The following is a 13,029-nucleotide window of genomic DNA, read 5'->3' as shown; positions in this document are numbered from 1 at the left end:
TTATTATAGCGCCAATTTACAGTATTATAGAGTCAAAACTCGCCACTCGGGGTTTTATTGTCTTTTTTTCTGCTTAGCCTAAGTTATGTGAGAAGTCTATCAACGAAGTGAAAAATATGTCCCCCTTCCTCGAAAAATTTGTTATATTCATTTTGGTTGCTGACTTTTATTTTTTGTAACATATTTTTTCTTTAATGGTTAAACGACTATCCCATAATGAATTTTGTCAGCAACTATCAAGTTTTTTAGTTGCTGTGCAACAAAGCCTACTGGTACTCAAAAATGAAAAGGAGGTCATTTAGTGATTCCTCGTTATAGTCGTAAAGAAATGTCTTCCATTTGGGAGGACAACAACAAGTTTAACATATGGCTCAAAATAGAAAAATTAGCGTGCGAAGCTCAAGCAGAGTTAGGAGCGGTTTCAAATGATGTTGCTGAAAGACTCTCTGGCACTATCGAGTTTGATATTAAGCGGATCAACGAAATCGAATCTACTGTAAAACACGATGTTATAGCTTTCCTCACATACATTGCTGAAAAAGTGGGAGTTGATGTTCGTTATCTCCACTATGGAATGACGAGTTCTGATGTTTTGGACACGTGTCTTGCTGTGCAGCTAAAAGAGTCGTGTGATATTCTACTTAAAAATCTAAAAAATTTACTTACGGCATTGAAAAAAAAAGCTGAGGATTACAAAGGTGTTGTGTGTGTTGGACGTAGTCACGGAATGCATGCAGAACCGACTATACTTGGGTTAAAATTTGCCAGGTTTTATGCAGAATTTAAACGCGGCTACCAAAGGCTAATTAACGTACAAAAAGAGATCTCAACTTGCAAAATATCAGGTGCAGTAGGCAATTTTGCGAATGTTGATCCATTTGTTGAAGAATATGTAGCAGAAAAAATGGGACTTATACCTGAAACTATATCTTCTCAAGTAATTCCCCGTGATAGGCACGCTGTGTTCTTTTCAATTTTAGGGGTGATTGCAAGTTCAATGGAAAATGTTGCCGTTGAAGTTCGTCATTTACAAAGAACTGAAGTTGGCGAAGTTTCCGAATATTTTTCCACTGGGCAGAAAGGAAGCTCTGCTATGCCACACAAGTGTAATCCTATTTTAAGTGAAAATCTAACTGGACTTTCGCGGTTAATACGTAGCTATGTGTTTCCTGCACTGGAAAATGTTGCATTGTGGCACGAGCGAGATATATCACATTCGTCTGTGGAAAGATGTATTGCTCCTGATGCTTGCATAGCAATGGATTTTGCTTTAGTGCGATTGACAGATTTAATAGATAAATTAGTAATTAATGAGGAAAACATTGAAAAGAACTTAAATTCAGCAAAAGGTTTAATTTTCTCACAGCGTGTATTGCTTGAGCTAGTGAATAGTGGTCTAACTAGAGAAGAAGCATATAAAATTGTTCAGAGCAATGTAATGAAAGTGAAACAAGGCAACAGTGATTTTCTGTCCGAATTGAAACAAGATAAATCTTTACTTGGAATTATTGACTCTGAAAAACTTGAATCTTTGTTTGATTTTGCTTATTATACAAAGCATATAGACCATATATATAACAAGGTCTTTGATTAGGCTGAGTAGCTCAGTTGGTAGAGCAGGAGGATCATAATCTCTTGGTCGTGGGTTCAAGTCCCTCCTCAGCCACTTAAACTGCATTCAATAAGATATTCAAGAAGGCCGAGCTATGCAGCTGTAAATATATTTCATTTTTACAAAAAATAAGATAATGCGGTATTCTATACGTTTGACTTATTGTCGTTAGCCTAAAAAACTATTAGTAGTATACTTTATGAAAATTTTTTTGGATATCATTAGCAACATACACTGTAAATTAAAGCGAATAAGAAGCCTTATTCGCTTTATATTATGCAGGTTTTGCAGGTTCGAGATTATACTTTATTTTCACGTGTATGTTTTGATCCAGTGCAACTAATAAGTTAAGCAAGTATTCTAAAGAGAACCCTTCAATTTTTGACTTATTAATTTGAGATACTTTAGGTTGATCAATCTTTAGAGCAGCAGCTGCTTTCTTTTGTGTTCTGAATCTCTTATTTATTAATCGTGCAACAATCTTTATTAACTTTAGCTTTGTACCTTTTATATCGCCCAATTCTACCACTATGGGGTAACTTAACTGTAAACCTTGCATAATAATAAACTTCCTTATAAAATTACTTTAGTTTTTCTTCTTTAAATAATACGTGCTTTCTGACTACTGGATCATACTTTCTGAACTCCAATTTTCTAGTAAGCTTTTTAGGATTACGCTTTTTTACATAAAAGTAACCTGTTGATTTTTCTTCACCAGTGCTTGTTATCTTAGTTGCGCTGCTAACTAGCTTAACAAGCAAAGAAGCATTTTTTTTTGCCATACTTATACAATAATATAAATTCTGTGTTAAGTGTATTGTATGAAACACCAAAAGTCAACTATTTTGTGTCTTTAAGCGATGTAGATTACAAATATATTGCAAAATTCTTGACAATAAGCAGTGTGTTGAGTAGCATAAAGTTAACTTCAGAACGAAAGGCAAACGGTAAATAAGTGGCAAATAGTGGTAAAAGGTTACTATTAATAGAAAATTCTATCTGCTCTGATGAGGTTAGAGTTGCTTTGTCAGTAGACAACAGGGTTGTAGAGTTTGAACAAGAATTCAAGGAAAAAAGGCAGTTAAGAGGCAACATATATGTTGCTCATGTAAAGCGTATAGAGCCTTCTTTGCAAGCTGTATTTATTGAATATGGGAAGAACAAGCAGGGGTTTTTACCCTTTTCCGAAATATCTCCAGATTACTTTAATATTCCAGAAAAGGAGAAGGAAGCTTTCTTTGAAAACTATTCAGGTGGTGATTGTACGGAGGAAGGTAACAGTGCATCGGCAAATACTTCTTCAGATTCTACAGCTAGTAAGAGTATTAATGAGTCCGGTAATGGTTTTGTAAGGGAGGTATCTTTATATAGGAGATATAAATTACAAGATGTTATTTCGGTCAACCAAAAAATGTTGGTTCAACTCACTAAAGAGGAACGAGGTAATAAAGGGGCTTCATTTACAACGTACATAACTTTAGTGGGTAGGTATTGTGTTTTCATGCCAAATTCCATGAGCAGGGGTGGTGTATCCCGCAGAATCGAAGATGTTAATGTTAGAAAACAGTTAAAGGATATATTGAATTCAATAGAGTTGCCGAAGAGGTCAGGTTTAATCATAAGGACCGTTGGTTCGGGAAAAAGTAAAAAAGAAATTGAGCAGGATTACAATTATTTATCTTCGTTGTGGCAAAATATTCAAGAAAATGCCTCCTCTGTAAATGTTCCATCATTGATTTATAACGAAGCAGATCTGATTATGAAATCTATTCGTAATTTCTGTAGCAATGATGTAGAAGTTGTAATATCTGGAAAAGAAGCTTTTGAAACAGTAAGGCAATATGCTAGAAATGTATTAAAAGGTAGTAAATTGCGGTATAGGTTGTATAGAGGTTTTGTTCCGATATTTACTTACTACGGAATTGAGGATCAAATTTCTGAGTTATATAGCAATAGAGTAAAATTGCCATCCGGTGGGTCTTTAATAATAACTTTAACTGAGGCGTTTGTTTCAATAGATGTAAACTCAGGGAAAATGACGGGGGAAGATAGTATAGAAGAAACAGCTTATAGAACCAATATGGAAGCAGTACCTGAAATATCAAGACAGGTGAATTTAAGAGGCTTATCAGGGTTAATAGTGGTCGATTTTATTGATATGTTGAGGTACCAATATTGTAGAGCTGTTGAATCTGCTATTAGGCAGGCGTTCAAGGATGATAAAGCTAGGGTTCAGTTCAGCTACATAAATGATTTTGGTTTAATGGTGTTTTCAAGGCAGAGAATTAAACCAAACATACAGGAGATTAACACTACAGAGTGCCTACATTGTAAAGGAGTTGGGAAAGTAAAGTCAAATGAAGTAATTGTTGCATCAATACTGAGAAACTTGCAGCACGTTGCTGTTAGGAATCGGAATAGGTCGTTTGATTTGGTAGCACATGGTTCAGTTATAGCACATATTTTTAATAATAAACGTGACACAGTTTTTACAATCGAAAAAGAGTTTAATATTAAATTAAACGTTAGTGCTGATAACAATTTGAGTATGGATGCATTTATTTTAAAACGAGGTGATGATGTTAATTTAAATGATTGTAAACCACTGCAAAACTCTGGTTACAAAATTGAGACTAGTAACAATGAAAGAGCTGATAATTCAGGTAGATTGCAAAGCAATTTTTGGTTAACTAAATGGCTTTCACGTCTTTTGAGCCCTAACAGCTAACTAGAAATCCTAAATAGGACTTGTAATTGGCAAGTTCTATACTTATATATTCTTATATCAGATAATATTTATACAAGGGAGTATTCATTATGGGAAGAGCAATAGGTATAGATCTTGGAACGACAAATTCTTGTGTTGCGATAATGCAGGGCAAGGATACAAAGGTAATGGAAAATAAAGAAGGGGCAAGAACTACTCCATCTATAGTTGCATTTACTTCATCAGGAGAAAGGTTGATTGGTGCTCCTGCAAAAAGACAAGCAACCACCAATGCAAGTAACACTTTTTTTGCTACTAAGAGATTAATAGGCCGTAAGTATGGTGACCCTGAAATGAAAAATCTAAATGTGCCATATAAAGTGTTTGCAGCAAAAAATGGCGATGCTTGGGTTAAAACAACAGATGGTAAAGAATACTCCCCTAGTCAAATTGGTGCGTTTATCCTACAAAATATGAAAGAAGCAGCAGAAGCTTATCTTGGAGAAGAAGTAAAGGATGCTGTAATAACAGTGCCAGCATACTTCAATGATTCTCAGCGTCAAGCAACAAAAGATGCAGGGAAAATTGCCGGATTGAATGTACTCAGAATAATTAACGAACCGACTGCTGCAGCTCTTGCTTATGGTCTTGATAAGAAACATGGGCACACAATAGTGGTATATGACCTTGGTGGTGGTACATTTGATGTTTCAATACTTGAAATAGGTGACGGAGTTTTTGAGGTAAAGGCTACAAATGGTGACACTCATCTTGGAGGTGAAGACTTCGATAATGCAGTGGTGAGTTATTTACTGGATGAATTTAAGAAAAGTAATGGCATTGATTTAAAAAATGATCCAATGGCTATGCAGAGGATCAAAGAGGCTGCTGAAAAGGCGAAAATTGAATTATCAAGTGCAATGGAAACGGAAATAAATTTACCGTTTATTACAGCTGATGCAAGTGGTCCAAAACACTTAAATATGAAATTAACAAGGGCAAAACTTGAAAGCTTAGTGAACGATTTAATCGAAAGGACTATGGCTCCTTGCAAAAAAGCTCTTGAGGATGCTGGTCTGTCTGCTAGTCAAATTGGTGAAGTGGTTCTTGTTGGTGGCATGACTCGTATGCCAAAAGTAATAGAGAAAGTTAAAGAATTCTTTGGTAAAGATCCACATAGAGGGGTAAACCCAGATGAAGTCGTGGCAATTGGAGCTGCAATACAAGCAGGGATTGTTCAGGGCGATGTAAGAGACGTGTTATTGCTTGATGTAACTCCACTTTCTCTTGGTATTGAAACACTAGGGGGAGTATTCACTCCACTCATTGAGCGCAATACTACCATTCCTACTAAAAAATCTCAGGTGTTTTCAACTGCAGAAGATAACCAAACAGCTGTTACCATTAAGGTACATCAAGGTGAAAGAAAATTGGCAGTTGATAATAAACTGCTTGGCCAATTTAGTTTGGAAGGAATACCACCTGCTCCTCGTGGAGTTCCTCAGATCGAAGTGACGTTCGATATAGATGCAAATGGAATAGTACATGTTTCTGCGAAAGATAAGGCTACTGGAAAAGAGCAGAAAATACGTATTCAGTCTTCAGGTGGTTTGTCTGATGATGAAATAAATCGCATGGTGAAAGAAGCTGAAGAAAAGGCACAAGAAGATGAGAAACGTAAGAAATTCATTGAAGTGAAGAACCAGGCAGATAGTTTAGTTCATTCTACAGAGAAGTCTTTGAGGGAGTATGGTGATAAAGTCTCACCAGAAGATAAGTCTGCCATTGAAAATGCAGTGAATGATTTAAAAGAAGCTAGCAAATCTAATAACATTGATGGTACTGATTCAATACAGCAGAAAATTACTAATCTCTCTCAATTATCTATGAAACTTGGAGAAGCTATGTATAAAGAATCTCAACAAAGTAGTGCTGAGAGTGACTTTTCGTCAGAAGGAAATCCAAATGACAAAGAAGAAAAAGTAGTAGATTCTGATTACCAGGACGTGGATAATAAAGAAGAGAATAAGTAGTTTCGTACTGCTCTCTTATCATTCCGGTGCGTGACGCTGAAATCCAGAAAAAAAGAAATATGGGTCCAAGTAGTTACACTGCTTGGATGACAGGAGCTGTGTATGGGTATTATTAAGGCAATAGAAGAAAAAATATGCAATACAATAAATGTAGTTGATGTTAACATTGTTGATGAGTCTGTTAAACATGCGGATCACTATTTTTCTTCGCCTTCAACATTACCTTCACACATTGGATTAATATTAATATCTGACGACTTCGTTGGAATGAGTGTTCTAAAGAGGCACAAGTTAATTTATGAATTATTAAAGAGTGAGATAGAGCAAGTACATGCAATTTCTCTTCAATTGTATACGCAAAGTGAATACAATTTAAAAAATAAAACAATAAAAGCGTGAAAGAAGAATCTTTGTTGGTTAAAGCAGGAAGAAAATACAATGACTACAAAGGTTCCATGAACCCGCCAATTTATCATTCTTCTACCATATTATTTCTTACTTACAAGGACTACTTAAATGCAGCGAATGGAGAAAGTATATACGACGTGATTAATGATGGCGTTGCAAGGGATTATAGTTATGGTAGTGTTGGTACTCCCACTGTTCACTACCTTTCAAACGCGCTCGCTGAAATTGAGGGTAGGGGGCAGGCATTACTCTATCCCTCTGGACTATTTGCACTTACTTTCGCTATTTTGACTTTTACTAAAGCAGGTTCGCATGTTCTGATTCAAGATAATAGTTACTACCGACTTAGGAGATTTGCCGAAAATGAGCTGCCGAGAAGGGGAATAGAAGTGACTTTTTATGATCCAACACAGAATATAGCTGATTTGATTCAAAGTAACACTTCACTCATTATGATTGAAACTCCTGGCTCTGTAACATTTGAAATTTCGAATATAGAACACATAGTAAAAATTGCTAAGAAACACGGAATCGTAACTGTTTGCGACAATTCGTGGGCCACTCCTTTATTATTTAAGCCGCTCGAATATGGAATTGATGTTGCGCTGTATGCGGTTACAAAGTATCTAGCCGGTCATTCGGATTTATTGATGGGAGCTATTGTTGCTGAAGGAAAAAATTTTAAGTTGCTTTATGAGAATTATAAGAACTACGGAGTCACTGTTCAATCATACGATTGTTATCTTGCACACAGGGGGCTTAGAACATTGCATACACGCATGAAGAGGCATCAAAGCACAGCAATGGCAGTGGCAAAATGGCTGGAAAGACATCTAAAAATCAGAAAAGTCTTATATCCAGCGCTTCCTTCTCATCCTCAGCACAAGCTATGGAGAAGTTACTTCAAAGGAGCAAGTGGTGTGTTTAGTGTAATATTAGATAAAGAATATTCATGTGAGGAGCTAAGCTGCATGGTTGATCACATGGAAGTTTTTGGCATCGGTGCTTCTTGGGGAGGGTGCGATAGTTTAATATTACCAATAGATCGTAAATCTATGCCAAGATCTGTAATGAGTTCGGATTATGGTGGAAGTTTCGTGCGAATATTTTGTGGACTAGAGGATCCTGAAGATTTAATCTCTGATTTAAATGCTGCATTAGCAAGATTGCCATGTTTAAATACCAAAAATGATGAAGTAGAATGTGAGACTAAGAGAGTTACTGCATAACATTATTGACGTCAACTTTGATGTTGAAATCAAAGGCGTCACATGTAATCCCAAAAGAATTAAAGAAGGTTATCTTTTTGTTTGTGTGTCAGAGGAACGTGAGAAATGCATGAACGGCATAATAGGAGCTTCAGCAATAATAGCAAACTTTGCAGCGCATGATGCCTGCATCTTTCATCCAAACCCTCAAGAAATATACAGCAAAATAGTTAGTAGGTTTTATCAATTCAAACAGCCAAAATATGTTGCTGCTGTGACAGGTACAAATGGCAAGACTTCAGTGGTAGAGTTTTGCCGCCAAATCTGGCAAAATGCAGGTTATAATGCTGCGTCCATTGGAACGCTCGGAACATGTATCAATAATGAAAGGGAAGACAATAGCCTTACCACTCCAGATGCAGAGGACCTTTATGCAACATTACGTGATATAAACAATAAAAGCACAGAGCACTTAGCGTTAGAAGCTTCAAGCCATGGGATTGACCAATGCAGAATTCATGGACTTAGGCTCACTGCTGCGGCTTTTACAAATTTCTCGCAAGATCATTTAGATTATCATCAGGATATCAGCAAGTATTTTGAGGCTAAGAAAAGGTTGTTTTATGAGGTACTGCCAAAAGAAAAAACAGCGGTATTAAATGCAGATATAGGCGAGTACAGAGAGCTGCTCAACATAACAGAAAAACGTGGCAACAAAGTTATAACTTATGGAAAAACAGCTTCTGACATTATTTTATTAAAGCAAATACCAACTCAAAGTGGTCAACACCTGACAATTAAAATCGGTGGTGAAATTTATGATACGTTTTTTCCAGTTCTAGGGCAATTTCAGGCGTATAATTTACTGTGTGCAATCAGCATAGTTATCTCATCTGGGGTGGAATATCAAAGGATATGTATAGACAAACTCGTTTCTCCGCCAGGGAAAATGGAAAAAGTAAACACTTTTACAGTTGTAGATTATGCTCACACTCCCAGTGCACTTAAACAAGCTCTGTTGTCTTTAAAATGGCACTTTAACAAAAAAATAGTTCTAGTTTTTGGTTGTGGTGGAAATCGTGATCAAATAAAACGTGCAGAAATGGGTAAAATAGCACAAATGTATGCAGAAAGAGTGATAGTCACAGATGATAATCCGCGTAATGAAGATCCAGCAAAAATTCGTCATGATATTTTACTACATTGTTCTGATGCACTGGAGGTAGGGGACAGAAAAGAGGCTATAGAGAAAGGCATAGATATTGCCTATAACAAAGGTATGATCCTGCTGGTTGCAGGAAAAGGGCATGAAAAATCCCAAACAATAGGAAACCAAACTTTTGCATTCAGCGATGTTGAGGTTATTAAAAATCATGCCTTAATATACTGATTTTTCACATATAGAAAGCTAGATCCCAGTGTCGAAGCACTGGGATGACAGAAAAAGGTGCACTGGGATGACACCGAAGGGTGGGCTACTGATTTTTTATGCAAAAGGTCCAATCATTCACCGTTCTTGCAAGCGAAAGCACTCCCACTTCCCTTGCGCCAGAATTTAAAATTTCTTGAGAGCAAGACCTTACGGTTGCTCCAGTTGTCACCACGTCATCAACCAATATCACGATCTTATTTTTGATAATTTCTTTGTTGCTTGTTTTAAAGGCCCTTGTTAAATTTTTTTCACGCTGTTTTAGTGAAAGACCAGCTTGAGGCGTGGTGTGGCGAAGGCGCTTGATCGCAAGTGGTGCATAAAATAAGTTGGATAACTTGCTGAGTTCCCCCGCGAGTAATGCCGCTTGATTGTATTTACGCTTAAGCAAGCGCATTTTATGCAGCGGTATAGGAATTATAATCTCTGCATCTTGGAATATATCCCAATTAGCTTGGTACATCCACTTCACGTAAGTTTTTACATAATTTAAATTATCAAAAAATTTAAAATTTATAATCATATTTTTACTATGTTGATCATAAGCAAAAGCTGACCTTAACACTTTAAACGGTGGGGGATTGGCAATGCACTTACCGCACGTGTAAATGTTATCTGAAATTACTGTGCCACAAACATTGCAGTAATGTTTAGTTAAAAAGCTGATTTTTTTGCCACACTCATCACACAGATCATGATTTTTATCAATTATACATTCACAACTCACACATACGTTTGGAAAGATGAGATTTACGGCTTTCTCCAGTAGTAGAAAACTCACACTATTTAAGTCTAAAAAACGTATATGATAGCGTTATTTCACTTAAATCCTTCGTGCTATTGTCGCGCATTATCTCGGGGTCTATATAAAAGGATACGGGCATCGCTGCTTTTTGTTTTGGCAGTAACATTTGTTCCTCAAAGCAGAAACATGCAATTTTATTGAAATATTTGCCTGCTTTGAAAGGCGTGACATTATACACTGCCATTCCAAACGAAGACTGATCAGATAGGTTTTTTGCGTAATAAAAAGCCAAACTTTGTTCTCCTATGTTTGTATCAATATAATTAGTTTCTGAGTTAAATTCCCAAGGCAAATCCGGCATTACATCAGCGTTAAAATGAACTCTAATTTTTTGATTAGTTATATTCGCCGCTGTGTTGGTTACTTTTCTCGTTGTGCCACCATATCCAGTAGCTTTACAGAAAATGCTATATAGTGGTACCGATGCATATGCAAAACACAGCATCAATATCACTAAAGATATCAAAAAGAAAACTATAGAATTTCTACTATTCCCCCTTAAAAAGGAGAACATCTAGTCCCTACTATTAAACAAGTTAAGTAACCTAAGTAGATTGAGGAATATATTAATAAAGTCGAGATAAAGGTCAGTTGCACCGAATATTGCCAACTTAGTGGCTGCAGCTTCTGAGCCATCATTATACCTATAATAAATATCCTTGATTCTTTGAGCATCACATGCGGTCAATAAGGTAAATACTATTACTGATATAAATGATATTGCAAAGTAGAGAGGACTACTTCCAAGAAATAAATTTACTATGAATGCAATAAATAGCCCCAAGACTCCCGTTATCAAAAAAGAACCCATACTGGTCAGGTCTTTTTTTGTAATGTTGCCATATAAAGCCATAGAGCCGAACATAATTGATGTAATGAAGAACGCTCTTGCTATATTTTCTGCAGTGTAACGTACAAAAATATAAGATGAAGAAAGCCCCATTAACACTGAAAACGTAAAAAATATGGTAAATGCGGACTGAACGCTAAGATGTGGAATTCTAGGGTATGCAAACACCACTAGCACAAGTGGAGCAAATGCTACCCCACAAAACAGAATGGGGCTGGAATGAATTACTTGATAAAGACCGGAAAATACCGTTAGGAACGCAACAAGCCCGGTCACACCTAAAGCTAAAGCCATATAATTATATACTTTAGTTAGGTAACTCCTAAGCCCAGCACTATAATAAACGCCCTGAGAGCGAATGTCTTGTTCATTTCTCATGTAAGACATAAATATAACTCCTTTTATCCCTTAATAATATTATAATACAAAACTACATCTTTATCAAGCATAAAATTACTTTTTATTGCAATTAATGTACAGTTATTTTGTTCTAATGTAGATGGAATATAATCCTATTGCCGCTGCATTCGAAACATTTAAGCTGTCAATTGCGTTTGACATTGGAATTTTTACAAGATAATCACAATTTTCTCTAACTAACCGCCGCATTCCTTTCTCTTCAGAACCAAAGATGATCGCTATTTTTTTTCCAAAGCTCTTTATTTCGTCTACATTCTCTTTGGCATCGCCATCAAACCCGTAACACCAGCAGCCGACCTTTTTTAAATATTCCATAGTTTTTACTATGTTTGTGACGTGTATTAGCGGGACAATATCTAATGCTCCGCTTGCCGCTTTTGCAATAGATGCGTTTTCGTTTGGTGAATGGTTGTATGGTAAAACCACTGCATCAACATTAAAACAAGCTGATGTTCTGAGAATCGATCCTATATTGTATGTGTCAGTGACTTGATCTAAAATTACTATAGTAGAGCTATCGCTTGAGTTTGCTATTTCTTCAATGCTTAAGCTCTGAAGAATAGGAGCAACTTTTAAAGCCACTCCTTGATGGTTAGCACCTTTGGACAAAATATTGTTAAGTGTTTTGTTTTCTACTAATTGGACTTTAATGCCCTTGCTGTCTATGTATTGCCTAATTTCTTTTTCATGCTCTTCGTAGAAGTTCTCTGTTGTCAGTAGTTCCGTACACTGCCTATTTTTATTCTTCAGTGCTGACATGCAGGCATGCTTTCCATATAGCCAAAAGCTCTCATTAGCCTTTAACGATTTCATCGTATTATTGAAGATCGTAAAATAAACGACATTTTACTATATTTAGATATTGTTGTAAAATTATACAATTCAATTAATGCGTTTATGTCAGGTGATGAGTTAGACTGGCACAAAAATGTTAAGCCAATAAAATCTGAAAAAGTTACTTTAAAAGTTGATCATAAAGTAAATATAAAGCCTATGGCCGGTAAAGGTACTTTTAACTTACGAGAAAATTTCCTTGATGCCAACGATGTTAGCTTGTCATTTTGTCTTGACTACAACACAAAGTCAAAGGTTGATAGGGGTAAATATTCTATAAGCGATAAACTCGATTTGCATGGCTATAATATAGAGGATGCTTACAGTAAATTGATAGATTTTATCATTAAAAATTATCGGGCAGGGAATAGATGCTTATTGATAATTACGGGGCACGGTAGTACAACAGGTAAAACGGATACTATAAAGAATAACTTAAATAAGTGGTTAAATGATACTAAAATTCAGTACATGATTCTGTATCACCAGCAAGCTACAAAAAAACATGGTGGTAAAGGGGCTTTTTATGTTTTGCTAAGAAGAAATAGAGGCTTTAAGCCTGTTGCTTAGCCTTCCCGTATAAAAAAGCTTGACGTTTCTGTAATGCTGCGTGCTCTTGAATTACTTTAGTAATAAATATTTAAGAAATTTACCAGATGAGAAAAAAAGCAAAAGAAGCCCTGGTCAGTATTTATTTTCAGTATTGGCGTTTTTATGTCTTAA

The 13,029-nt window shown here is 36.1% G+C and carries 14 protein-coding genes and 1 tRNA gene; 9 read left to right on the top strand and 6 right to left on the bottom strand.

The window, feature by feature from the left end; translation table 11 throughout:
* The first annotated feature begins 301 nt into the window (after positions 1-301).
* Together purB and DM84_RS01260 are read left to right on the top strand one after the other, a co-directional pair.
* A complete protein-coding gene (gene purB / locus DM84_RS01265) occupies positions 302-1,594 on the top strand; it encodes an adenylosuccinate lyase (RefSeq protein ID WP_250777816.1) in 1,293 nt (430 codons plus the stop codon).
* Positions 1,594-1,666: transfer RNA gene (locus tag DM84_RS01260), tRNA-Met, on the top strand. The genes purB and DM84_RS01260 overlap by 1 nt, the downstream gene beginning before the upstream one ends.
* A 220-nt stretch (positions 1,667-1,886) precedes the next feature.
* Here the strand turns inward: DM84_RS01260 and DM84_RS01255 are convergent.
* Together DM84_RS01255 and rpmG are read right to left on the bottom strand one after the other, a co-directional pair.
* Entirely contained in the window at positions 1,887-2,171 is a 285-nt protein-coding gene (locus DM84_RS01255) for a helix-turn-helix domain-containing protein (protein WP_250777813.1), read from the bottom strand.
* A gap of 22 nt (positions 2,172-2,193) precedes the next feature.
* Complete coding sequence (gene rpmG, locus DM84_RS01250; protein WP_250777811.1) at positions 2,194-2,394, bottom strand: 50S ribosomal protein L33; 201 nt, start codon at positions 2,392-2,394, stop codon at positions 2,194-2,196.
* A 23-nt stretch (positions 2,395-2,417) separates the two neighbouring features.
* Here rpmG and DM84_RS01245 point away from each other — a divergent pair, with 23 nt between their 5' ends.
* The 6 genes from DM84_RS01245 (at position 2,418) to DM84_RS01220 (ending at position 9,358) form a co-directional block, all read left to right on the top strand.
* Positions 2,418-2,567: a hypothetical protein gene (locus DM84_RS01245; RefSeq protein WP_250777809.1), complete on the top strand. Its 150-nt coding sequence runs from the start codon at positions 2,418-2,420 to the stop codon at positions 2,565-2,567.
* On the top strand, positions 2,568-4,340 hold the full coding sequence (locus tag DM84_RS01240) for an Rne/Rng family ribonuclease (protein ID WP_250777807.1): 1,773 nt from the start codon (positions 2,568-2,570) through the stop codon (positions 4,338-4,340).
* An 89-nt stretch (positions 4,341-4,429) separates the two neighbouring features.
* Positions 4,430-6,352, top strand: coding sequence for a molecular chaperone DnaK (gene dnaK, locus DM84_RS01235; protein ID WP_250777805.1), 1,923 nt, complete (start codon positions 4,430-4,432; stop codon positions 6,350-6,352).
* Positions 6,353-6,454: 102 nt separating this feature from the next.
* On the top strand, positions 6,455-6,751 hold the full coding sequence (locus DM84_RS01230; RefSeq protein WP_250777802.1) for a BolA family protein: 297 nt from the start codon (positions 6,455-6,457) through the stop codon (positions 6,749-6,751).
* On the top strand, positions 6,748-7,989 hold the full coding sequence (metC, locus tag DM84_RS01225) for a cystathionine beta-lyase (RefSeq protein ID WP_250777800.1): 1,242 nt from the start codon (positions 6,748-6,750) through the stop codon (positions 7,987-7,989). Before DM84_RS01230 ends, metC begins: the two co-directional genes overlap by 4 nt.
* Positions 7,964-9,358, top strand: coding sequence for a Mur ligase family protein (locus DM84_RS01220; RefSeq protein WP_250777798.1), 1,395 nt, complete (start codon positions 7,964-7,966; stop codon positions 9,356-9,358). Before metC ends, DM84_RS01220 begins: the two co-directional genes overlap by 26 nt.
* Positions 9,359-9,443: 85 nt before the next feature.
* Here the strand turns inward: DM84_RS01220 and DM84_RS01215 are convergent, their stop codons facing one another.
* The 4 genes from DM84_RS01215 to rlmB form a co-directional block, all read right to left on the bottom strand.
* Entirely contained in the window at positions 9,444-10,178 is a 735-nt protein-coding gene (locus DM84_RS01215; RefSeq protein WP_250777796.1) for a ComF family protein, read from the bottom strand.
* A 1-nt stretch (position 10,179) separates the two neighbouring features.
* On the bottom strand, positions 10,180-10,716 hold the full coding sequence (locus DM84_RS01210; protein WP_250777794.1) for a cytochrome c oxidase assembly protein: 537 nt from the start codon (positions 10,714-10,716) through the stop codon (positions 10,180-10,182).
* Positions 10,717-11,439, bottom strand: coding sequence for a Bax inhibitor-1/YccA family protein (locus DM84_RS01205; RefSeq protein WP_250777793.1), 723 nt, complete (start codon positions 11,437-11,439; stop codon positions 10,717-10,719).
* A 93-nt stretch (positions 11,440-11,532) separates the two neighbouring features.
* Positions 11,533-12,285 carry a 23S rRNA (guanosine(2251)-2'-O)-methyltransferase RlmB gene (rlmB, locus tag DM84_RS01200; protein ID WP_250777790.1) on the bottom strand — a complete coding sequence of 251 codons (753 nt, stop codon included), beginning with the start codon at positions 12,283-12,285 and terminating at the stop codon, positions 11,533-11,535.
* Positions 12,286-12,369: 84 nt separating this feature from the next.
* On the opposite strand from rlmB, the gene DM84_RS01195 reads away from it, so the two are divergent.
* On the top strand, positions 12,370-12,876 hold the full coding sequence (locus DM84_RS01195) for a Smr/MutS family protein (protein ID WP_250777788.1): 507 nt from the start codon (positions 12,370-12,372) through the stop codon (positions 12,874-12,876).
* Positions 12,877-13,029: the final 153 nt, after the last annotated feature.

This window comes from Wolbachia pipientis, from assembly GCF_023661085.1.
Classification (GTDB): Bacteria; Pseudomonadota; Alphaproteobacteria; order Rickettsiales; family Anaplasmataceae; genus Wolbachia.
This window is presented reverse-complemented; position numbering and strand designations above follow the sequence as displayed.

Bases quoted from the DNA above. Each gene is read 5' to 3' on its own strand.
- DM84_RS01255 (WP_250777813.1), bottom strand. From the start codon at position 2,171: ATGCAAGGTTTACAGTTAAGTTACCCCATAGTGGTAGAATTGGGCGAT.
- rpmG (WP_250777811.1), bottom strand. From the start codon at position 2,394: ATGGCAAAAAAAAATGCTTCTTTGCTTGTTAAGCTAGTTAGCAGCGCA.
- dnaK (WP_250777805.1), top strand. From the start codon at position 4,430: ATGGGAAGAGCAATAGGTATAGATCTTGGAACGACAAATTCTTGTGTT.
- DM84_RS01230 (WP_250777802.1), top strand. From the start codon at position 6,455: ATGGGTATTATTAAGGCAATAGAAGAAAAAATATGCAATACAATAAAT.
- DM84_RS01210 (WP_250777794.1), bottom strand. From the start codon at position 10,716: ATGTTCTCCTTTTTAAGGGGGAATAGTAGAAATTCTATAGTTTTCTTT.
- DM84_RS01205 (WP_250777793.1), bottom strand. From the start codon at position 11,439: ATGTCTTACATGAGAAATGAACAAGACATTCGCTCTCAGGGCGTTTAT.
- rlmB (WP_250777790.1), bottom strand. From the start codon at position 12,285: ATGAAATCGTTAAAGGCTAATGAGAGCTTTTGGCTATATGGAAAGCAT.
- DM84_RS01195 (WP_250777788.1), top strand. From the start codon at position 12,370: ATGTCAGGTGATGAGTTAGACTGGCACAAAAATGTTAAGCCAATAAAA.